At 69.2% G+C, this 20,203-nt stretch carries 14 protein-coding genes; 12 read left to right on the top strand and 2 right to left on the bottom strand.

Features of this window, described 5'->3' with window-relative positions; translation table 11 throughout:
• The 5 genes from ACFXJL_RS30240 to ACFXJL_RS30260 all read left to right on the top strand — a co-directional run.
• The coding region (locus tag ACFXJL_RS30240; protein WP_384697618.1) for an SDR family NAD(P)-dependent oxidoreductase at nucleotides 1-4,104 on the top strand (4,104 nt) is incomplete at its 5' end.
• Between the two features lie 17 nt (nucleotides 4,105-4,121).
• Nucleotides 4,122-4,991 (top strand): 3-hydroxyacyl-CoA dehydrogenase family protein, encoded by an 870-nt coding sequence (locus ACFXJL_RS30245; protein WP_384697621.1) that lies wholly within the window; start codon nucleotides 4,122-4,124, stop codon nucleotides 4,989-4,991.
• A gap of 22 nt (nucleotides 4,992-5,013) precedes the next feature.
• Nucleotides 5,014-5,295 (top strand): acyl carrier protein, encoded by a 282-nt coding sequence (locus tag ACFXJL_RS30250; RefSeq protein WP_358881688.1) that lies wholly within the window; start codon nucleotides 5,014-5,016, stop codon nucleotides 5,293-5,295.
• A complete protein-coding gene (locus tag ACFXJL_RS30255; protein WP_384697624.1) occupies nucleotides 5,288-6,403 on the top strand; it encodes an acyl-CoA dehydrogenase family protein in 1,116 nt (371 codons plus the stop codon). The genes ACFXJL_RS30250 and ACFXJL_RS30255 overlap by 8 nt, the downstream gene beginning before the upstream one ends.
• Nucleotides 6,400-7,539 carry an HAD-IIIC family phosphatase gene (locus ACFXJL_RS30260; protein WP_384697627.1) on the top strand — a complete coding sequence of 380 codons (1,140 nt, stop codon included), beginning with the start codon at nucleotides 6,400-6,402 and terminating at the stop codon, nucleotides 7,537-7,539. The genes ACFXJL_RS30255 and ACFXJL_RS30260 overlap by 4 nt, the downstream gene beginning before the upstream one ends.
• A gap of 147 nt (nucleotides 7,540-7,686) precedes the next feature.
• Here ACFXJL_RS30260 and ACFXJL_RS30265 read toward each other — a convergent pair whose 3' ends face one another.
• Together ACFXJL_RS30265 and ACFXJL_RS30270 are read right to left on the bottom strand one after the other, a co-directional pair.
• Nucleotides 7,687-8,349 carry an O-methyltransferase gene (locus tag ACFXJL_RS30265; RefSeq protein WP_384697630.1) on the bottom strand — a complete coding sequence of 221 codons (663 nt, stop codon included), beginning with the start codon at nucleotides 8,347-8,349 and terminating at the stop codon, nucleotides 7,687-7,689.
• A 63-nt stretch (nucleotides 8,350-8,412) separates the two neighbouring features.
• Nucleotides 8,413-10,203: a BTAD domain-containing putative transcriptional regulator gene (locus tag ACFXJL_RS30270; RefSeq protein WP_384697633.1), complete on the bottom strand. Its 1,791-nt coding sequence runs from the start codon at nucleotides 10,201-10,203 to the stop codon at nucleotides 8,413-8,415.
• Nucleotides 10,204-11,707: 1,504 nt separating this feature from the next.
• On the opposite strand from ACFXJL_RS30270, the gene ACFXJL_RS30275 reads away from it, so the two are divergent.
• The 7 genes from ACFXJL_RS30275 to ACFXJL_RS30305 all read left to right on the top strand — a co-directional run bounded on the left by ACFXJL_RS30275 (nucleotide 11,708) and on the right by ACFXJL_RS30305 (nucleotide 19,412).
• Nucleotides 11,708-12,469 (top strand): thioesterase II family protein, encoded by a 762-nt coding sequence (locus ACFXJL_RS30275; protein WP_384643530.1) that lies wholly within the window; start codon nucleotides 11,708-11,710, stop codon nucleotides 12,467-12,469.
• 23 nt (nucleotides 12,470-12,492) lie between these two features.
• The gene (locus ACFXJL_RS30280; RefSeq protein ID WP_384643533.1) at nucleotides 12,493-12,855 is read left to right on the top strand and encodes a LuxR C-terminal-related transcriptional regulator; all 363 of its coding nucleotides are present in this window, start codon (nucleotides 12,493-12,495) and stop codon (nucleotides 12,853-12,855) included.
• Between the two features lie 253 nt (nucleotides 12,856-13,108).
• Nucleotides 13,109-14,071 carry an ACP S-malonyltransferase gene (locus ACFXJL_RS30285; RefSeq protein ID WP_384643536.1) on the top strand — a complete coding sequence of 321 codons (963 nt, stop codon included), beginning with the start codon at nucleotides 13,109-13,111 and terminating at the stop codon, nucleotides 14,069-14,071.
• Complete coding sequence (locus ACFXJL_RS30290) at nucleotides 14,068-15,150, top strand: arylcarboxylate reductase (protein ID WP_384697636.1); 1,083 nt, start codon at nucleotides 14,068-14,070, stop codon at nucleotides 15,148-15,150. Before ACFXJL_RS30285 ends, ACFXJL_RS30290 begins: the two co-directional genes overlap by 4 nt.
• A gap of 562 nt (nucleotides 15,151-15,712) precedes the next feature.
• A complete protein-coding gene (locus ACFXJL_RS30295; RefSeq protein WP_358881679.1) occupies nucleotides 15,713-16,768 on the top strand; it encodes an iron ABC transporter substrate-binding protein in 1,056 nt (351 codons plus the stop codon).
• Nucleotides 16,769-16,788: 20 nt separating this feature from the next.
• On the top strand, nucleotides 16,789-18,354 hold the full coding sequence (locus tag ACFXJL_RS30300; RefSeq protein WP_358881678.1) for an iron ABC transporter permease: 1,566 nt from the start codon (nucleotides 16,789-16,791) through the stop codon (nucleotides 18,352-18,354).
• Nucleotides 18,351-19,412: an ABC transporter ATP-binding protein gene (locus ACFXJL_RS30305; RefSeq protein ID WP_384643548.1), complete on the top strand. Its 1,062-nt coding sequence runs from the start codon at nucleotides 18,351-18,353 to the stop codon at nucleotides 19,410-19,412. The genes ACFXJL_RS30300 and ACFXJL_RS30305 overlap by 4 nt, the downstream gene beginning before the upstream one ends.
• Nucleotides 19,413-20,203 lie beyond the last annotated feature (791 nt).

The following is a 20,203-nucleotide window of genomic DNA, read 5'->3' on the forward strand; positions in this document are numbered from 1 at the left end:
GGTGTGGTGCGGGGTCGTCTTGCTGGGTGGGGTGGTCGGTTGTCGGTGGCGGCGGTGAATGGTCCGTTGTCGACGGTGGTGTCGGGTGATGCGGACGCGGTGGCGGAGTTCGTCGAGGAGTTGGTTCAGGAGGGCGTGCGGGCGCGTTTGATCGAGGTGGACTATGCGTCGCATTCGGCGCATGTGGAGGAGGTGCGGGAGCAGATCCTGACCGATCTGGCCGATATCACCCCTGTCACGGGTTCGGTGCCGTTCTATTCCACGGTCACCGGCGGCTGGTTGGACACGGCTTCATTGGACGCGGAGTACTGGTACCGCAACCTCCGCCAGACCGTCGAGTTCGAGCAGGCCACCCGCTCCCTGCTCGGCGCAGGACACCGCGTCTTCATCGAGCCCAGCCCCCACCCCGTCCTGACCTATGCGGTCGAGGACACGGCGGCGGACGCAGGCGTTCCGCAGACACTGGTGCTCAGCACCCTGCGGCGCGGCGAGGGCGGGCTACGCCAAATGCAACTCTCCCTCGCCGAAGCACACGTCCGGGGTCTGCCGGTCGACTGGGAGACGCTGTTCGCGGGCACCGGTGCCAAACGAGTGGACCTACCCACCTATGCCTTCCAGCGACGTCGCTACTGGCTCGACGCCGTCCCGGTCGATCGAGACCCGGCGTCCGTCGGCCAGTCCGCAGCGGACCATCCACTGCTCGGCGCCGCGGTCGACCTGCCCGACGGCACGGGCACGCTCTTCACCGGGCGTCTGTCCTTGGCCACCCACCCCTGGCTCGCCGACCACGCCGTAGCCGGCACGGTCCTGCTTCCCGGTGTGGCCTTCGTGGAACTGGCCGCGCACGTGGGCCGACGCTTCGGCTGCGCTCTGGTGGAGGAACTCACGCTGGCCGCACCGCTGCTGCTGCCCGGAGACACCGATGATGACCACGCTGTTCAGTTACGCGTCCTGGTGGGGGCCGAGGACACCTCGGGGCAGCGCCCGGTGGAGTTCCACTCCCGCCCCGAGAACCCCGAGCACCCCGACGAGCCCTGGACTCGGCACGCGACCGGGACGGTCGGCGTGCAGATCTCGCCGGTCGACGCGCCAGAGCCGGCCGCCGCGTGGCCCCCGCCCGGTGCGGTCCCCCTGGCGGTGGAGGAGCTCTACGACCTGCTCGGCGAGCGGGGCATCGACTACGGACCGGCGTTCCGTGGCCTGATCGCAGCCTGGCGCAGCGGAGATGAGATCCATGCCGAGGTGGCACTGCCCACCGGCCTTGACAGTGCCGGTGGCGAAGGCTTCGGGGTCCACCCGGCACTGTTGGATGCGGCCCTGCAAACGACCGGTCTGCGCGAGGACTCCCGCACGGTGCCGCCGGACGGTGGCATCCCCCTGCCCTTCTCCTGGCAGCGGGTCGTGATCGAACCGTCGGACGCATCGGCCCTACGCGTCCGTCTGCGCACCGTCGGACCTGATGCAGTCGCCGTGCAGCTCACCGACCCGACGGGCCGAGCCGTGGCGACGGTCGGTTCGCTCACCCTGCGTGCCGCATCCGCCGACTCGCTGCGGACGTCGTCGGACTCCGTGTTCAGGGTCGGCTGGACGCCGGTCGCCGCGCCCACCGGCCCGCGTCCGATCACCCGCTGGGGCCTGCTCGGCCCGCAGGACGATCGATTGCTGCCGCCGGCCTTTCCCATCGAGCCCCTGTCGACGGCGCCCGACGCCGTGCTGCTGATCTGCCCTCCGTCCGCCCCGACCGGGGACGAAGGACCTGAAGCCGTGCATGCGCTCGTGGCCTCGGTGCTCGGAAGCCTCCAGAGCTGGCTGGCCGACGACACCGTCACGAGTACGCCGCTGGTGGTGCTCACCCGGGGCATGACCGGGTCCCCCCATGGGGAACAGCGACCGGTGGACCTCGGTGCGGCGGCCGTCTGGGGCATGGTCAGGACTGCTCAGCTTGAGCATCCCGACCGGTTCGTCCTGTTGGACATCGATCGGCCCGAGGACCTCGGCGACGCGCTCACCGAACTCCTCGCCGCAGGCGAACCGCAGGCGGCCGTGCACGATGGCGTGTTGTATGCGCCCCGACTGTTGCGTCCGTCCACCCCTGGGGCCGCGAACCGCCCGGCCGGGTTGTTCGGACCGGCTGAGAAGACGGTGCTGTTGAGCGGCGGAGGCGTCCTCGCAGCCGTACTGGCGCGTCATCTGGTCACCGTGCACGGGGTGCGCCACCTCCGAGTGCTGAGCCGCCGGGGCGCCGACGCCCCGGGCATGGCGGAGTTGACGGCGGAACTCGCCGCGTTCGGGGCCGAACTGACGGCCGTCAGCTGCGATGTGTCGGACCATCAGGAGCTGGCCACCGCGCTGGCGGCCATCCCCGCACAGCATCCCCTCTCTGCCGTGGTGCACACCGCGGGAGTCCTCGACGACGGGCTGCTGGAGGGCCTGACACAGGAGCGGATGACGACGGTACTGCGGCCCAAGCTCGACGCCGTCTGGCACCTGGACCGGCTGACGCGCGGGTCGGACCTCTCCGCGTTCGTCGTCTTCTCCTCAGCGGCAGGTGTTCTGGGCAGCCCGGGACAGGCGTCCTACTCCGCCGCCAACGCCGCGGTCGACGCACTCACAGCGGAACGCCGCCGACTCGGGCTCCCGGGCACCTCCCTGGCCTGGGGGCTCTGGGAACGACAGAGCGGTATGACATCGGAACTCGCAGGCGCCGACCTGCGAAGGGTCGAGCGACGCGGCGCGCACGGCCTCACTGACACGGCGGCCATGGCCCTGTTGGACACCACCCTCAGCACGGACGGCACGGAGTCCGCCGACGGGGCCCCGACCCTCCTGGCGCACCTCGAACTCACCGCACCCCGGGACGGCACGATCCATCCGCTGCTGCGCTCGTTGGTACGGGGGCGTCCGGCGAGAGCCGCGGGAACGGCCGCCGCATCGCTGCGGAACCGGCTTGCCGCCGCCGCTGATACGGACGAGCGCGAAGTGATCCTGCGCGCACTCGTCCTCACCCAGGCCGCCGAAGTCCTCGGCCACACCGAATCCGGAGCGATATCCGAGACGGTGCCCTTCCTCTCGGTCGGATTCGACTCGTTGACCGCGGTCGAGTTGCGCAACCGCCTCGCGGCCCTCACCGGTCTGCGCCTGAGGCCCTCGGTCGTGTTCGACAGCGGGACTCCGGCCGGGCTCGCCGCACACCTCGTCACCGCGACGCAGGCCGACGCCCCTCCCCGAACGGAATCCGCGCCCGATGCGGTCGACAACGACCCCGTGAGCGTGCTGTTCCGTCAGGCATGCGCGCTCGGCCGCACCGACGAGGGCATCGCACTGCTCAAGAACGCCTCGGCCCTGCGCCCCGCGTTCCACAACGGCGGCGAACTCGCGGCGGCCGGAACCGGACCACGACTACTGCACCTGAACGAGCGCGACAGCGCCCCGGTGATCGTCTGCTTCGGCTCCGTCGTCGCCCTCGGCGGTGCTCACCAGTACGCCCGCTTCGCATCCCACTTCCGTGATCGCTATGCCGTCAGCGCCCTGGACGCGCCCGGTTTCACCCCCGATGAGGAACTGCCCGCCGACATGGACGCGCTGCTGGACTTCCAGGCGGCGACGCTGCTCCGGGAGCTCTCCGGGCGGAGGCTGGTACTGGTCGGCTCGTCCTCGGGCGGCACGCTCGCCCACGGAGTCGCCGCCGAACTGGAACGTCGCGGCCAGGGCCCGGCGGCCGTGGTGCTGCTGGACACCTACCTCTCCGACAACCAGGGCATCACCCAGTTCAACGATGTGCTGCTGGGCGGGATGTTCGCCCGTGAGGAGCGGGCGACTCCGATGGACGGCACCAGGCTGACCGCGATGGGCGGCTACTTCCGACTGCTCGACAGCTGGAAGCCGCCTGCCGTAAGCGCCCCGGTACTGCTGGTGCGCGCCACCGCTCCCCTGGGTGACCCGTCCTCCGAGGTCAGTGACTGGCGCTCCTCCTGGGCCTCGGCCGACGCCGTCGTCGACGTTCCCGGAGACCACTTCTCGATCATGGAGCAGCATGTCGCGACCACCGGAAGGGCCGTCGCCGACTGGCTCGACAGCACTGTCCGTACCACCGATCACCTGTGATGGCGAAGGAGAACCAGTTGACCACCGCTCCACGCGACGAACCGCGACCACAGCACGCGCTCACCGTGCTGGGAGCCGGCGTGATGGGCGTCGGCATCACCGTGCTCGCCCTCGGGCACGGTGTGCCCGTGCACCTGGTCGACCTCGACCGGGAGCTGCTCGACAGGGCGACGGAACGGATCGCCGGTGAACTCCGGCTGGCCGAGCTGATGGGTTCGTTACCGGCCGCCACTCCACCGGGCGCACTGGTCACGGGCACCTCGCTGAAGGTTGTGGCGGGTGCCACCGCCGTCATCGAGGCCGTCACCGAGAACGCGGCGACCAAGGCCGCGGTCCTGTCCGAAGTCTCCGCGTTGGTCCGACCCGGGACCCCGCTGGTGACCAACACCTCCTCCATCCCGGTCGACGAGTTGGCCGGAGCGCTGGAGCGACCGCAGGAACTGGTCGGCACCCACTTCATGAACCCGCCCTACCTGATCGGAACCGTCGAGGTGGTCCGGGGCGCCAGAACCGGGGAGCCCACGATGGCAGCGGTGGCAACGCTGCTGGAAGCCCTGCGGCGGCGTGCCGTGGTGGTCAGGGACGCACCGGGGTTCGTGACCAGCCGGATCCTGCATCCGATGATCAACGACGCGGTCCGCGTCGTGGAGGAGGGTACGGCGACCGCCGAGGCGGTCGACACCCTGATGCAGGGCTGCCTCGGCCACCCCACCGGGCCGCTGCGCACCGCTGACCTGATCGGCATCGACAATCTCGTCGACTCCCTCAGGGTGCTGCACGAACGGACCGGCGACGACGGCTGCCGCCCCAGTGAGTTGCTGCTCCAACTGGTCCGAGAGGGCCGGCTCGGCCGCAAGTCCGGGCGCGGCTTCTACGACTACACCTGACGATCCCGACGAGGAGACGGCCATGACAACGGGGAACTTCCCAAGCACTGACGATCTGGAGAAGGAACTCCTGGGGTTCCTTGAGGGGCACACCGGGACTCCTTGGGAACCCGACACCGACCTGTTCCGGGCCGGCGGTCTGTCCTCCCTGTTCGCCATGCAGTTGGTGGTGCACCTGGAGAAGTCCTATGCGATCGCCATCCGCGGCGCTGACCTCCGGCTGGACAACTTCCGGACCGTACGGCAGATGGCCCAACTGGTGGGCCGGCTGCGCCAGTCCAACACCGAGGCCCTCGATGGGTGAGGACCTGGCGGGCGCCCGCACCTCGGCCACGCTGCGGGTCGGCGACCGGGCGGGGGAGTGGGACCGGGACGGAGTGCTCCCACTGGACCTGCTCCATGAGCTGGGCGCAGAGGGACGGCTGTGTGCCGAGGTCCCGGAGCAGTACGGCGGCTGGGGCCTCAGCAGCACGCTCAGCGGGGAGTACACCGCCCATGTGGGTAGCCTGTGCAGTTCGCTGCGCAGCGTGATGACCTCCCAGGGCATGGCGGCCTGGACCGTGCAGCGCCTGGGCACTCCCGAGCAGTCGGCCGCGTACCTGCCCCGACTGACCGGGGGTGAACTGGCTGCGGTCGGCTTCAGCGAGCCGGGGGCCGGCAGCGACCTCGCGGCGATGACGACGACCGTCCGTCGCGACGGGGACTCGATCGTCGTGGACGGCCACAAGAAGTGGGTGACCGCCGCCCACTACGCCGACCTGTTGGTGATCGTGGGTCGCTACCAGGACGGTGCCGCGGCCGTCATGGTGCCCGCCGACGCGCCGGGCGTCCGCGTGGAGCGGATCGCCGACCCGCTCGGCTGTCGGGCGGCCGGACACGCCGACGTCCACCTCGAAGGGGTCCGGCTGCCTGTCGACAGCGTTCTCGGCGGCTACGGCCTGCCACTGGCCCTGCTGGTGACGACCGCTCTTGCCTACGGGCGGATATCGGTCGCCTGGGGGTGCGTGGGGATCCTGCGGGCCTGTCTGACGGCGGCCACCGCGCACGCCGCCGGACGTGAGCAGTTCGGCAGGCCACTGGCCGAACACCAGCTCGTCGCCGGGCACCTCGCCGACCTCTTCACGGCCGAGCAGGTGGCCAGCCGAGTGTGTGAACATGCGAGCCGCTGCTGGGATGAGGGAGCGCCGGACCAGGTGGTGGCGACGGTGCTGGCCAAGCACGTCAGCGCGACCCAGGCGGCCCAGGGCGCAGCGGCTGCCGTCCAGGTGCTGGCCTCGGCAGGATCGCGAGACGGACACCCGGTGGCCAGGGCGTACCGGGACGCCAAGCTGATGGAGATCATCGAGGGCAGCAACGAGATGTGCCGGCTGATGCTGGCGCAACACGCACTCTCACGACCGGGGGCGACATGACCGAGACCACAGCCGAGGAGCCGATGGGGGAGGCCGTGGCCGCGTTGGTCAAGTGCCTGGTCTGGGACCTCGATGACACGCTCTGGCAGGGCACCCTGCTGGAGGACGGCGAGGTGGTACTCCCAGACGAGGTACGGAAGGTGGTGATCGAGCTCGACTCCCGCGGCATCCTCCAGTCCGTGTCGAGCCGCAACGACCACGAGCACGCCTGGGCCCGGCTGGAGGCCCTCGGAATCGCCGAGTACTTCGTGCTGCCGGAGATCGGTTGGGGCGCCAAGTCCGAGGCGGTGCGCAAGATCGCGGACCGGCTCGGCTTCGCGCTCACGACGATCGCGTTCATCGACGACCGGCCCGCCGAGCGCGCCGAGGTGGCCTTCCACCTCCCCGAAGTGCGCTGCTACCCGGCGGAGCAGGTCCTCGCGCTGCCGGAGCTAACGGAGTTCACGCCCGCGACCAGCACCGTCGACTCGCGGCGGCGCCGGCAGATGTACCAGGCGGGCTTCCGCCGGGAGGCGGAGCGTGCCGCGGCGCCGGGGCCCGACGAGGAGTTCCTGCGCTCCCTGGACCTGCGGATGCGCATCGGTCGGGCCACCGGTGAGGAGTTGTCCCGGGTCGAGGAGCTCACCCTGCGCACCAGCCAGATGAACGCGACCGGCGTGCACTACCCCGACGCGGTGTTGCGCGGTCTCATCGCGGACCCCGGACACGAGGTACTGGTGGTCACCTTGGCCGACCGGTTCGGACCGCACGGCGCGGTCGGAGTGCTGTTGCTGGAGCGCCACCCGGGGCTCTGGCACCTCAAGCTGCTCGCGACCTCGTGCCGGGTGGTCGCCTACGGCGCGGGCGCGACCCTGTTGAACTGGTTGGCCGATACGGCAGCCCGGGCAGGCGTCCACCTGGTGGCCGACTTCCGGGCCACCGAGCGCAACCGGATGATGGAGATTGCCTACCGCTTCTCGGGTTTCGAGGAGGATTCGTGCCCGTGCACCGTCGGGCTGGAGCCGGCTGCGGTGCAGCCGGGACTCCAGCGGCTGCACCTGGCTCCTCAACCGCGCGAGGTTTCCACCACCATGAGCCTGGACGCACCCGACCTGGGTACCCGGGAACGGGACGGGGGAGCGACGACACCATCCTGAGGTCCCATCAAGGTCGCACCCCCGTACCGGAGCATGGCCGCAGTCCGCACGGCCCGACGTACTGGCGGATCGACCCGGTGACCGGCAGGGAGCGAACTGCTCGCCGCCGGCACCGTTCCCGATGCCCGGACATCGGCATGCGGTTCCCTAGCGTTTGCGGGCGAGCGTGATCCCGTCCGCCATGACCAGCAGCGAAAGCTCCACCCGCGAGTCCTGGTACAGCACCCGGTTGAGCGCCTTGACCCCAGCGGTGTCCGGGTCCACGGCGGTCGGGTCGGCGACCCGGCCGAAGAAGAGGGTGTTGTCGACCACGATCAGACCGCCGGTGCGCACCAGTGCCAGTGAGGCTTCGTAGTAGTGGACGTAGTTGGCCTTGTCCGCGTCGATGAACACCAGGTCGAAGCTTCCCGGCCCACGCTCCGCCAGCAGTGTGTCCAGGGTTTCGGTCGCATCGCCGATCCGCAGGTCGATCCGCGAGTCGACCCCGGCGCGCTTCCAGAAGTCGACACCCACGGCTGGCCACCTGTCGTCGATGTCGCAGGAGACCAGCAGTCCGTCGGCCGGCAGCGCGCGGGCCATGCACAGCGTGCTGTAGCCGGTGAAGGTGCCGATCTCCAGCACCGCACGGGCGTCCGTCAGCCCGACGAGCAGGGCGAGGAGCTGGCCCTCCTCCGCCATCACCTGCATGGCGGTTCCTGCCGGCAGGTCCGCGGTGGTCTCACGCAACTCCCGGAGCAGGTCGTCCTCGCGGAGGGAGACCTCCCGGACATAGGAGAGCAGGTCGGGAGTGGTTGCCGTCTGATGGGCCATGGCGGAACAGTTCCTCTCGAAGGGGTCGGTCGCTGGGCTGTCTGTCGCCGGGGCGCCGGACTCTCACACGGCGCGGACGAGTGGGTGACCGCGCCACTCCATGCCCGCCGCCTGCGCCCGTTCGCTGGCGTACGCCTGGAGCAGCGCATCCAGCCGGTAGCGGCCCGCTCTCGGCGGATGGAGCAGATGGGCTTCGACCAGGGCATCGAGGCCCTCTTCCGCCGTGGCCTCGGAGCAGCCGAGCAGCATCGCCACCCTGCCGCTGGAGGCGTATCCGGTTTCGGTGGCCCCCAGGAGGGTGAACACCTCGGCGGGGTCGACGCCGGTCGACGCCGTAGGCCGGAGTCCGTCGTGGTCGGCGTCGAGGCTGGGACGGATCCCGAGGTCGCCGGTGCGCAGCTCGTCCAAGAGGCGTGGGGCCGAGGTGAGCCGTCGGGCGAAGTCCGCGATACTCCAGTGGGGGCGTTCCAACAGCCTGGTCCCGGCGATCCGGATCGCCAGCGGAAGACCCGCGCAGATCGTCAGCACCGCTCGGGCGGCTTGTGGTTCTGCTCTGACCACAGCCGGTCCGACGATGCTCCCCAGTAACTCAAGCGCCGCTGCCTCATCGAGTGGGGAGAGGGGCAGGCTGTGCGCACCCTCCAGATCGGCCAACAGCCGTCGGCTGGTGACCAGCAGTCTGCTTCCTCCGCTGCCGGGTATCAGCGGTCGTATCTGCGCGGTGCACTGCGCGTTGTCGAGCACGACCAGCAGGCGGCGGCCCGACGTGAGCGAGCGGTAGAGGCTCTCCCGTTCGGACTCCTCCGTTGGGATCTCGCTCCGGGGGACGCCCAGGTCCGCCAGGAACCGCAGCAGCACGGTACGGGAGGAGAGCGGGTGCGACCCTCCGCCGAGGTTGGCGTAGAGCTGGCCGTGTACCGATCGGTCGCGCAGTGCGTGGGCCGCGTGCAGGGCCAGCGCGCTCTTGCCGACACCGCCGCGGCCAGTGACCACCGCGGTGGACACTGTGCCCGCGGACTGTGCGGAAGCGGAGAGGAAGCGCTCCAGTCGCGCCAACGGACCGGTGTGCGCGGGTAGCAGCGGCGGGACCGAGGGCAGCTGGGCCGGGCTCGGGCGGTTGGGACCGCTCCAGGACGTGGTCGTCGGCCCTGACTGAGGGGCTGGGGTGCGTGGAGCTGCCGTGACCCGTGCACGGGGCCGGTCGTGGGCCGAGAGGATGTGTTGCTGTACCTCGCACAGGTCTGCGCTCGGCTCGGCGCCGAGTTGTTCGACGAGCAGGACACGGGTGCGCTGGTAGAGGTCCAGGGCCTCCGACTGCCGACCCGAGCGGAACAACGCCAGCATCAGCTTGCCCACCAGGGCTTCGCGCAAGGGGTACTTTCTGACCAGCCGCCAGAGCTCCGGGACGAGTTCGGCGTGCCGCAGCAGTGCGAGCTCGGTGTCGAAGCGCAGTTCCATGGTCTGGAGCCGTAACTCCTGGAGGTAGCGACCCTCGACGTCACGCAGCGTCCGGGACGGAATGTCTGCCAACGGCTCCTCGCGCCAGAGGGCGAGGGCTTCGGCCAGTTCTGTGGAGGAGCCCTCCAGGTCCCCGCGTTCGGCTAGTTCCGCCGCGCGTCGGCGATGGGCCGTGAACTGGCCCAGATCGCTCTCGTGCTCGTCGAGTTCGAGGAAGTACCCGGGTGCCCGGGTGAGTATCCGGGCGGAGGCGTGCTCGCCCAGTGCCTGCCTCAGCCGCATCACATAGGTGCGGACGGTCGCGGCAGCGCTCGGTGGCGGGGCGCCGTCCCAGACGTACTCCGCGATGCGGTCGACCGAGATCACGCGGTTGGCGTTGAGTAGCAGCGCTGCCATGACCACGCGTTGTCTCGGAGCCGACACGTGGACCTCGCACGCGTTCAACCGGACGGAAAGCGGGCCCAGTAGCAGGAAGTTCAAGGTATCCCTCTTCATCGCACGACCGGCAACCAAGGAAGCCTCCAGCGTCTTTGACACCTGAGTACTGGTCAATCACATTCCGCCGTATCTAGATGCATCCCTAGACTTCACTGTTGTGATCACGTTTGGTTTGCGCTGTGCGGTACCGCCACGGCCATCGGTCCAGCCCATGTGAGCAGGTCCATGCGGACGATGAGGCCGCTGGTCACCGAGCCCGAGGCGGTGTTCGCACTGGTGGGGCGGATCGGGAGCCGTCCGAGTGGCGCGGAGTCGCCTGGGCCGACCCGGAGCCACAACCATGCGATCTGAGAGCCGGGCGGCCACACCGCGGGACTGAACGCATGTCGTGGGCGGACTTCTCGACACCGGACAGCACTCGGTCTCCGGCGCAGCCTCATTGTGCCGCGTGGCAATGGCCGCCTGGTTTGCTCCGGCGTCTTGCGTGGACGGATGACGATGCACCTGCCGGTGCCGTGTCCCGTCGTTGTGGGTGTTCCTGGTGAGGTGCACGTGGTGTGGACATCGGCGAACTGCCCGTACCGCAACCGCCGTTCCCCGCAGGACATGTGCCACACCAAGCACGGACTCCGAAGGGTGCGTGTGCTCGCCGCCAAGGACGCCGCTGCTCACGGGGAAGTGGGTAGCCAGGGACGCCGAATGCGCAGATGTGCTCCGCTGTGGACTCCCCGCGCACGGCGCCCCGACGGACCAGGGCGGGTGAGGGGAGCAGGGGCGGCAGGAACCAGTCGGCTCGGCACTCAACGGCCGACGGTTTCGGCCATCTCCGGCACGGCCCAGACATCGCGAACACAGCGCCAGCTGGTGTCGCTACGGGCCGCGCAGACGCATCGGAGTGCGTCGGACGGGTACCCGGCTCGTGGTCGCCCGGCAACTGCACGACCAGCGCGAAACGTGCGGACGGCAGCAGGAGCGCCCACTCGACGCCCTCGGCCGGCTCGCAAACGTATGCCGCCGCCTGCTGGTTCTCGCAGACCAGTGCCACATGAACGCCCTCGTCGCGGGACGCGCGGCACGGAGGTCGCTGACGGCGTACGGCCTTGCCATGCTGTCCTCCTCGCGTCCTCGACCGATCGTGGCTGGGCGATCCGACCGAACAGCTCCTGCCGAGTTGGCGTCAAGATAATCCCATGCGGATGTCTTCGCACCACAGCGATTCCGCCATCCACCCCAGAAATTAACTGGAATTAGCCCTCGGTGGTGTGCGAGCGGGCGTGCGCCGGTGCGCCCTTGCTGACATTCCGAGGGGCGTGGCAGGCTGTAATGGGCCGTTCCTCGGCTCTCTGACCATCACTCTCAGAATTCAGTGATCACCAGCAGCTCGAACACCTGGAGCGGGATCCGACGTGATCGAGCCATGTGCCGATGCCTTGCGGATTCGGGAAAGGAACGAACGGTCGACATGACTTCCCTCTCTCTGGACGGCGATCCCTGGTGCAGTCGCTTCCATTCCTCGCCGACTGCGGACCGGAGGCTGGTCTGTTTTCCGCACGCGGGCGGCGCGGCGAGCTTCTACTTTCCGGTCTCGGCCGAACTGCACGGTTCGGTCGACCTCGTGTCGGTGCAATACCCCGGGCGCCAGGACCGCCGAGGGGAGCGTGGCATCGAGGACTTGCAGATCATGGCGGACCAGGCGTTCGAGGCACTGCGACGCTGGGACGATCTTCCGCTGACCCTCTTCGGACACAGCATGGGTGCCCTGGTGGCCTTCGAGGTGGCCAGGCGCTTCGAGGGCGCGGGCGGGCGGATAGATCACCTCTTCGTTTCCGGCCGCAAGGGGCCGTCCGTGGCACACCGGGAACGGGTGCACCTGCTCGGCGACGAGGGGATCGTGGCCGAGATCAGGGCCATGAGCGGTACCGATGCCCGGCTCCTTGAGGATGAGGAACTGCTGCGCATGGTGCTGCCCTCGCTCCGCAGCGACTACCGGGCGCTGGAGACCTACCAGGTGACCCCCGGCGCCGTGGTGGCGTGTCCGATAACCGTCCTGGTGGGGGACCAGGACCCATGGACACCGCTGTCGGAGGCCGAGACCTGGCGCCACCAGACGACGGCCGCCTTCGACCTCAAGGTCTTCCCTGGCGGTCACTTCTATCTGAGCAGTCGGCCGGCCGATGTGATCGGCGTGCTGCGTGACCACTTCGCCGGAGCGCTTGGCGCCTGAGATCACGGACAAAGGTAAGGGGGGTGTTGGGGTTGATACTGGTATCCACATCTGGAGGGACCCGCTCCGCCGCGGGGCTCTCGCAGCCGGGCGGTACCGGCGACGCCCGTGCCGTCGGCGAGGGCAGTACCGGCAACGCGGAGGTCAGACGGCTGGCCAAGCTGGACGTTCGCATTCTGGAGGGGGTCGCGGTTGGTACCTCGACCGTCCAGTTGGCGTCCTCGCTGCATCTGAGTCGCCAGGGTGTCGAGTACCGCATCGGTCTGATGCTGCGTCAGTTCCAGGTCGCGAACCGTGCCGCCCTGGTCTCCCGCGCGCACTCTCTCGGGGTGCTGAGCGTCGGGGCGTGGCCACCCCGGGTCCTTCCGGAATTCCTTGAGCAGTAGGAAGAGAATGGAGCAATGCGTTCCGCGTTGTGCTCCGGTGGAATCTCTGGCCACTTCGATAATGTTCTCCCACGCTGCTTCGGGTAGATTCTCCCAGACCGAAATATCGTATGGGTATCGCGCCGTGTGGCAATCCTGCTCGCTGTACCCGAAAAGCAATTCCTGTTGAATCCTACTGGCAGCCCGAGTTCCTCTGCACTACGGTAGGTCCACAGCATTCCGTTCTTTCGGACAACAATTCACGGGAGCTGTCATGAGCTTGGGGTATCTGTTCGGCGGCGGAGTCGGGACCGAGCCTCACGGCCTGGAGCTCTACCGGGCCTACCCGGTGGTGCGGAGCTGGTACGAACAGGTGGCCGAGTGGACCGGGCTGACGGTCGGCCAGATACTGGAGGAAGACCTCCCGGTCGCCCAGGAGGAGCGCCAGAGCGTCGGCACCGTCCGCGAGGCGGCCCTCGCCATCGGTGTGCACGACGTGCTCGCCACTTTCAATCTGCGCCCGGCCGCCATCGGTGGTCTCAGTCTCGGTGCGATGACCGCCAGTTGCCTGGCAGGATCCGTGGGGAGACAGCAACTGTTCGAGATGCTGGCCGGGTCGCGGGACACCCCGGAGCTGCCCGCCGACGCACCGGAGCAGGGGATCGCCATTGCCTTCGGTGCCCTCGGTGACGGTGCACCCTCGCACCCGGGCGAGGGCGTTCCCGGCATCTACCTGGCCGGAGACTTCGGCCCAACCACCGACGGCACACAACGCATCCTGATGCTTGCCGGCCGTGCCGAGGCGCTGAACGGACTCGCCGCCGAGGTCCCGCCGGGAACGGTGGTGCCCCTGCCCGGGCGCACCATCGCGGTCCACACACCCCTGCGCAGGCACTACCGCGACTTCATGGCTCCACGCATCGACGCCATCCCCTTCGCCGACCCCGAAGTCCCGCTGTTCTCCTGCCTGGAGCCCAAGAGGCTGCGCTCCGCGGACGAGGTCAGGGACCTGTTCCAACGGAACTCGACGGACCCGATCAGCCTGGTCGACGTCTACAGCGGAATGAAGGAGCAGGGCGTACAGCTCGGACTGGTGATGGGACCCTCCATCCCCGAGGGGATCCTCGCGTTCCCCTTCCCGGTGGTGCACATCGAGCAGCCGGAGCACATCGAACAGGCCCTGAGCACCGCTTACGACCTCGGCATAGACCTCACCGGTGCCCCGGCCCTGTCATGACCGCCGCTGTGACCCGTACCGACCCGGATGCCCTGGTCGAACAATGGCTGGACACCGACCTCGACGAGTGGACCCGCAGGGTCGTTCGACGACACTTCGACCCGGTTGCCGGGAGCCCTTTCTGGCTCGGCCGGGCCCGGCAGTTGGGCTTTGATCCGCGCGACATCACCCGGTACGACGAGCTCGGAGCCTTCGGTCCGTTCCCGCTGGACCGGCTGCGTGAGGACGACCCCGCGGACCTCGTCCCGTTGTCCGTGCCCCGCCCACTCGCCGGCCGGGTCTGGGACACGGGCGGTACCACCGGCACGCCCTGCCGGGTCTTCTATACGCCCGACATGCTGCTGCACCGGGCCACCTGGCGCCGCTGGTCCTTCGTACGGGAGGGCTTTGAGCCGGGCCGGACCTGGCTACAGGCCACACCGACGGGGCCGCATCTGATCGGAAACGGCGTACGGGAGGTCTCGGAGCTCCACGCGGGCCTGGTGTACGCGGTGGACATGGACCCGCGGTGGGTCAAGCGCCTCATCCGGACCGGACGCCTGGCCGAGGTCGGCGACTACACCACGCACCTCGTCGAGCAGATCACCGACGTGCTCCGGCAGGGCCGGGTCCAGTACATCAACACCACGCCGGCTCTGTTCCAGGTACTTCGGCAGCGCCACCCCGAGCTGGTCGCCGCTCTCGACGGGGTTCGCCTGAGCGGTACTCAGATCAGCGCGGACATGTACCGGACCTTCAGGGCCGCCCTGCAGGGCGGGATCTGCGGACTGACGTACGGCAACACCTTCGGCAATGCGGCCTGCTTCGACGTGGACCGGGACGGGGAGTTGATCAGCTACGTACCGAACTACCCGCACGTCACCATGGCGGTGGTGGACAAGGGCGACCGGTCGACACCCGTCGCTCCCGGGGCGGTGGGCCAGGTGCGGCTCACCGTGCTGCACGAGAACCTCTTCCTCCCCAACATCCTGGAGCGCGACCAGGCACTGTGCCATCGGACCGACCGCTGGCCGAGTGACGGCGTCGCCAACGTCCGTCCACTACAGACGACGAGCTCGGCCCCGGAAGGACTGTACTGACCGGACGAAGAAGCCGGTCAGACGCAGGGCGCTCCGTCCGGGACCTCGAATGTCGCGTCAAGGCGCTGTCACGGGTTCCGGACCGGGAGGGGCTGGGGGCGTAGGGCAAGCCCGGTGGGGGTGCGCGCGCAGCGGGCGGGGGTGCACCCGTCCCTCGTGCCCAGCGTTTCCACCGCTGTGTGCAGACCCACCGCTGTCGGATGGGGCGGATCGAGCAATCGACGGGGCCGCGGCCTGTCACGGCTTGGAGACGATTTGGACTCTTTGCGGTGCCACGAGCGAGCTGAAGCGCCGCAGAGGTGGACCTCACCATCGATATTGCCTGTCTGAAAGAGACCCGCCACTCTGATTCCTGTCGGTAACTGCCCCTGCCTGAGCGTCACTTCGTCGAATCCACCAGCAAGGATGCCTGGCAGGCCCCCATGGCTCAGTAAGGGGCATTGGCTTAAATTGACAGTTAGGTAAGCCTCGCCGTACTTCTATGTGGTCCCGCAGTAGTCCCCCTTGTTCTGTCGGTGTGCCCTCGCATTCGACGCTGCTACGGGCCGTCCAGGAGGCTTCGATGTCACGCCCGTCCATCCGTCGCGGTACCGCGCTCGCACTCTCCGCGCTGCTCCTTCCCGTACTCGCGGCCTGCGGCAGCACGGAAGACAAGAAGGACGAGAAGGGCACCTCGGCGAAGGAAGCCTCCGATGAACTGGTCATCTACTCGGGCCGCAACGAAGAGCTGATCGCCCCGATCCTGGCCAAGCTGGAGAAGGCCACCGGCACCAAGGTCGAGGTCCGCTACGGCGACAGCGCCGAACTCGCCGCCCAGATCCTGGAGGAGGGCGACCGCACCAAGGCCGGACTGTTCTTCTCCCAGGACGCCGGTGCCCTCGGCGCGCTCTCGCAGGCCAAGATGCTCGCCAAGCTCCCCCAGAAGTCCCTGGACCAGGTGGACGCGGCCTTCCGCGGCGGTGAAGGCGACTGGGTCGGTGTCTCCGGACGCTCCCGTGTCATCGCGTACAACCCGAAGACCGCGGCGAAGGCCCCGGACAGCGTGCACGAACTGACGAAGCCCGAGTGGAAGGGCAAGGTCGGCTACGCGCCCACCAACGCCTCCTTCCAGGCATTCGTCACCGGAATGCGCGTCCTCGAAGGCGACGACGTCACCCTCAAGTGGCTCAAGGACTTCAAGGCCAACGGCGCCAAGCCGTACGCCAAGAACGGTGTGGTCCTGGACGCGGTGGACAAGGGCGAGGTCTCCCTCGGCCTGATCAACCACTACTACTGGTACGAGAAGGTCGCCGAGGTCGGCGCGGACAAGGTCAACGCCAAGATCCACTTCCTGCCGGGCGGGGACCCGGGTGCGCTGATCAACGCGGCCGGCGTCGGTGTGCTCAAGAACGGCGGGCAGAGCGCGGCGGCCGAGAAGGCCGTCGACTACCTGCTCTCCGCCGAGGCACAGGACTACTTCGCCAAGGAGACCTCCGAGTACCCGCTCGCCTCCGGTGTCACCAGCACGGTCAAGGGCCTGCCCGCGCTCGCCTCGCTGGACGCGCCGAAGATCGACCTGGGCAAGCTGGAGTCCCTCCAGGAGACCCTGGCCATGCTCAAGGAAGCCGGGATGGTCTGACCCGTCCGTACTCCATCCGTATGAGCACTCACGGTTCTCGGACCGCCCGCCGTCCGGCCAGCGCGTTTCTCGCACTGGCCGGACGGCGGCGTCCGCCTCTCGTCCTACTGCTCCCGGCCACGGCGGCTGCGCTTCTCGCGCTGCTGCCGCTCGGCTATCTCGGTGTGCGCGCCCTGGAGCACGGCTGGGGGTACGCCTGGGACCTGGTCACTGAAGCGCGAACCCTGGAACTCCTCGGTCGTAGCCTCGCGCTGACCGCCATCGTCGTCACCGGCTGTCTGGTGCTGGGCGTCTCCCTGGCCTGGCTGGTCGTCCGCACCAGCCTTCCCGGGCGCTCGGTGTGGGCTGTGCTCGCCACCCTGCCGCTGGCCGTGCCCAGCTATGTGGCGGCCTTCACCTGGATCTCCGCCGCGCCCTCGCTCGCCGGGCTGCCCGGGGCGGCGATCACCCTGACCTGTGCCTGCTTCCCCTATGTGTTTTTGCCGGTGGCCGCCGCCTTGCGCGGCATCGATCCCGCGCAGGAGGAGGCGGCGCACTCACTGGGCAGTGGCTCGCTGCGCACCTTCTGGCGAGTCACCGCGCCCCAGCTGCGGCCCGCCGCAGCCGGTGGGTCGATTCTTGTCGCGCTCTATGTGCTCTCCGACTTCGGCTCGGTGTCCATCACTCGGTACGACACCTTCACCCGGGCGATCCACACCTCGTACCAGGCCAGCTTCGACCGGACTCCGGCCGCCGTTCTCGGCTGTGTCCTGGTCGCCATGACCGTGCTGCTGGTGCTGGCGGAGAACCGCACCCGGGGACGCGCAGGCCATGCCCGCACCGGCCGAGGCAGCGCCCGCCCGCCTGTCCGGCTCCGACTCGGGCGGTGGACGGTTCCCGCGCTGGCCTGGGTCGGCGCGGTGGCTGCCGCAACCGTGGCATTCCCCCTGGCGACCCTCGGCTACTGGCTCAGCATTGGCAACTCCGCCGACTGGAACCCCGAACGGCTGTGGTCCGCGACGCTCTCGACGGTGACCGTCGCCGCCGTGGGGGCCGCCGTCACCACCCTGCTCGCCCTACCGGTGGGGGTGCTCTCCGCCCGTCACAAGGGTCGTGCTGCCCGGCTCCTCGAACAGTCCGTGTACGCCGGCCATGCCGTACCCGGGATCACCGTGGGCCTGGCCCTGGTGTTCTTCTCGGTCAGGTACGCCTATCCGCTCTACCAGGAGATGCCGCTGCTGATCGCCGCGTACGTGGTGCTGTTCCTGCCGGTCGCCGTGGCCTCCGCGCGAGCCGCCGTCCTCCAGTCGCCACCCGTCCTGGAGGAGGTGGCCCGTTCCCTGGGCCGCTCCCCGCTGCGGGTGCTGCGTGAGATCACCGTGCCGCTCGCGGCCCCGGGGATCGGAGCCGGAGCCGCCCTCACCTTCGTTGTGATCATGAAAGAGCTGCCGGCGACCCTGCTGCTCCGCCCGACCGGTACCGACACCCTCGCCACCCGGCTGTGGACCGAGACCGGAGCGGGCGCGTTCGCCGGAGCCGCCCCCTACGCGGCGGCCATCGTCCTGCTCGCCGCGATCCCCTCCTACCTCCTCGGAAGGCGCTCATGACCGGACTGCGCGTGACCTCGGTGACGACTTCGTACGGCAGCGGCGTGCGGGTGCTCGACGGGCTGGACCTGACCGTCCCGGAAGGTGAGCTGGCCGCCGTTCTCGGACCGTCCGGCTGTGGGAAGACGACCCTGCTGCGGGTCGTCGCCGGATTCCTCGCCCCCGACCTGGGAGAGGTCGCAGTCGGCGGGCGCACGGTCAGCGGAGCGGGTGTCCAAGTACCACCGGAACGGCGCGGCGTGGGGATAGTCGCCCAAGAAGGCGCACTCTTCCCGCATCTGAGCGTCGCCCGCAATGTGGCCTTCGGCCTGCGCTCCCAGAGCCGCGCCGAGCGCCGAGCACGCACAGCCGAACTGCTGGAACTGGTGGGCCTGGGGGAGTACGGCGAGCGGATGCCGCACGAACTGTCCGGCGGCCAGCAGCAGCGCGTCGCCCTGGCCCGCGCGCTGGCACCGCGCCCCGCACTGGTACTGCTCGACGAGCCGTTCAGCGCCCTCGACAGTGGTCTGCGCGCGGGCCTGCGCTCCGATGTCCGCAGCGCGTTGCGGACCGCCGGCGCAACGGCCCTCCTCGTCACCCACGACCAGGAGGAGGCGCTGTCGGTCGCCGACCGGGTCGCCGTCATCCGCCAGGGGAGAGTCATCCAGTTCGGCACTCCGCAGGAGGTGTACGCCCACCCTGCCGATCCCTGGGTGGCCTCGTTCGTCGGCGACGCGGTCGTCCTGCCAGCCACCACCGACTCCGGCCACGCCGTGACCGCCCTCGGCCGGGTGCCCCTGTCCGGACCTCCGCTCACCGGCATCGCCCAGGGCACCGTGGCCCTGCGCCCCCAACAACTTCGCCTCTCCACCCCGGACGGGACCACTGCCGTCGGCCGGGTGAGCGAGATCCGTTACCACGGTCACGATGCCCTGATACTCCTCGACGTCCCGTCAGTGGACACCCCGGTCACCGTTCGCACCTCCGCCCCTCTCACCCTGAGCCCGGGCGACGAATCCGGCATCCACATCACGGGCTCCACCCACTTCCACCCCGCACCGGGCCCGCCCACGGTTTGAGGTCCGAGCCTCGCTCCGGGGCCCCCTGCACGAGCACACCCGCGGACTCGCCGAGCGACCCTACGACCTCCGCCACGCCGACATCTCCTTCTGGCCCGCCGCCGGCGTCGATCCGGCCATATGCGCCCTTCGTACCGGACAGCGGATCCAGGTCCCCTTCCTGCGCTACGCCACGTTCCTGACCGAGACACGCGACCACGTGAACCCGCCCATCGAAGACTCCATGCGACGTTGGGAGGATGCCACGGAGGCGGATGACGTTGTGTTAGCCGGCGCCGCTGGCCAGGAAATACCCCGGAATACCGGGGCAGAGGTGGGATACGGGTTGCGGGGATCGGGAGCATCCGCGAATGGCGCCTCGCCGCATGGAAACGCATCGCAACGGCGCCTGACAGTGAATTTCCCTGGTCGGTCGCCCTCCATTCTTACCGAGAAGAAGTCCCAGCCCCGCGGGGCATACTGCCGCAGGACCGGTGAACGTATCCCGACAGGGCCCTGCTGTACAAAGCACCGGTCGTGCGCAACTGGCCGCTGGCGCACCCCGGTTACAGCTCCACTTCACTCCTGCCTTCTCGTCGTGGATCACCCAGGTCGCACGGTGGTTCGCCGAGCTGGAACGACGCTGCCCTGCACTCGGTGTGTGTGCTCACCCGACGGCCTCAGAGCCGCACTTGCTTGTAGTGGTTGGCTTCGCGATCGACGGGTGGGGCGTGGCCTGTCCGACCTTGCAGCCTGCGGTGGTTGTACCAGTCGGTCCCTCCGCTGTGGCGAGCTTGAGGGCCCTCAGGTCC

The sequence above is a fragment of the Streptomyces sp. NPDC059256 genome, from assembly GCF_042753785.1.
Taxonomy (GTDB): domain Bacteria; phylum Actinomycetota; class Actinomycetes; order Streptomycetales; family Streptomycetaceae; genus Streptomyces.

Bases quoted from the DNA above. Each gene is read 5' to 3' on its own strand.
- ACFXJL_RS30270 (WP_384697633.1), bottom strand. From the start codon at position 10,203: ATGGCAGCGCTGCTACTCAACGCCAACCGCGTGATCTCGGTCGACCGC.
- ACFXJL_RS30290 (WP_384697636.1), top strand. From the start codon at position 14,068: ATGACCGCCGCTGTGACCCGTACCGACCCGGATGCCCTGGTCGAACAA.
- ACFXJL_RS30300 (WP_358881678.1), top strand. From the start codon at position 16,789: ATGAGCACTCACGGTTCTCGGACCGCCCGCCGTCCGGCCAGCGCGTTT.
- ACFXJL_RS30255 (WP_384697624.1), top strand. From the start codon at position 5,288: ATGGGTGAGGACCTGGCGGGCGCCCGCACCTCGGCCACGCTGCGGGTC.
- ACFXJL_RS30265 (WP_384697630.1), bottom strand. From the start codon at position 8,349: ATGGCCCATCAGACGGCAACCACTCCCGACCTGCTCTCCTATGTCCGG.
- ACFXJL_RS30275 (WP_384643530.1), top strand. From the start codon at position 11,708: ATGACTTCCCTCTCTCTGGACGGCGATCCCTGGTGCAGTCGCTTCCAT.
- ACFXJL_RS30295 (WP_358881679.1), top strand. From the start codon at position 15,713: ATGTCACGCCCGTCCATCCGTCGCGGTACCGCGCTCGCACTCTCCGCG.
- ACFXJL_RS30285 (WP_384643536.1), top strand. From the start codon at position 13,109: ATGAGCTTGGGGTATCTGTTCGGCGGCGGAGTCGGGACCGAGCCTCAC.
- ACFXJL_RS30260 (WP_384697627.1), top strand. From the start codon at position 6,400: ATGACCGAGACCACAGCCGAGGAGCCGATGGGGGAGGCCGTGGCCGCG.
- ACFXJL_RS30305 (WP_384643548.1), top strand. From the start codon at position 18,351: ATGACCGGACTGCGCGTGACCTCGGTGACGACTTCGTACGGCAGCGGC.
- ACFXJL_RS30250 (WP_358881688.1), top strand. From the start codon at position 5,014: ATGACAACGGGGAACTTCCCAAGCACTGACGATCTGGAGAAGGAACTC.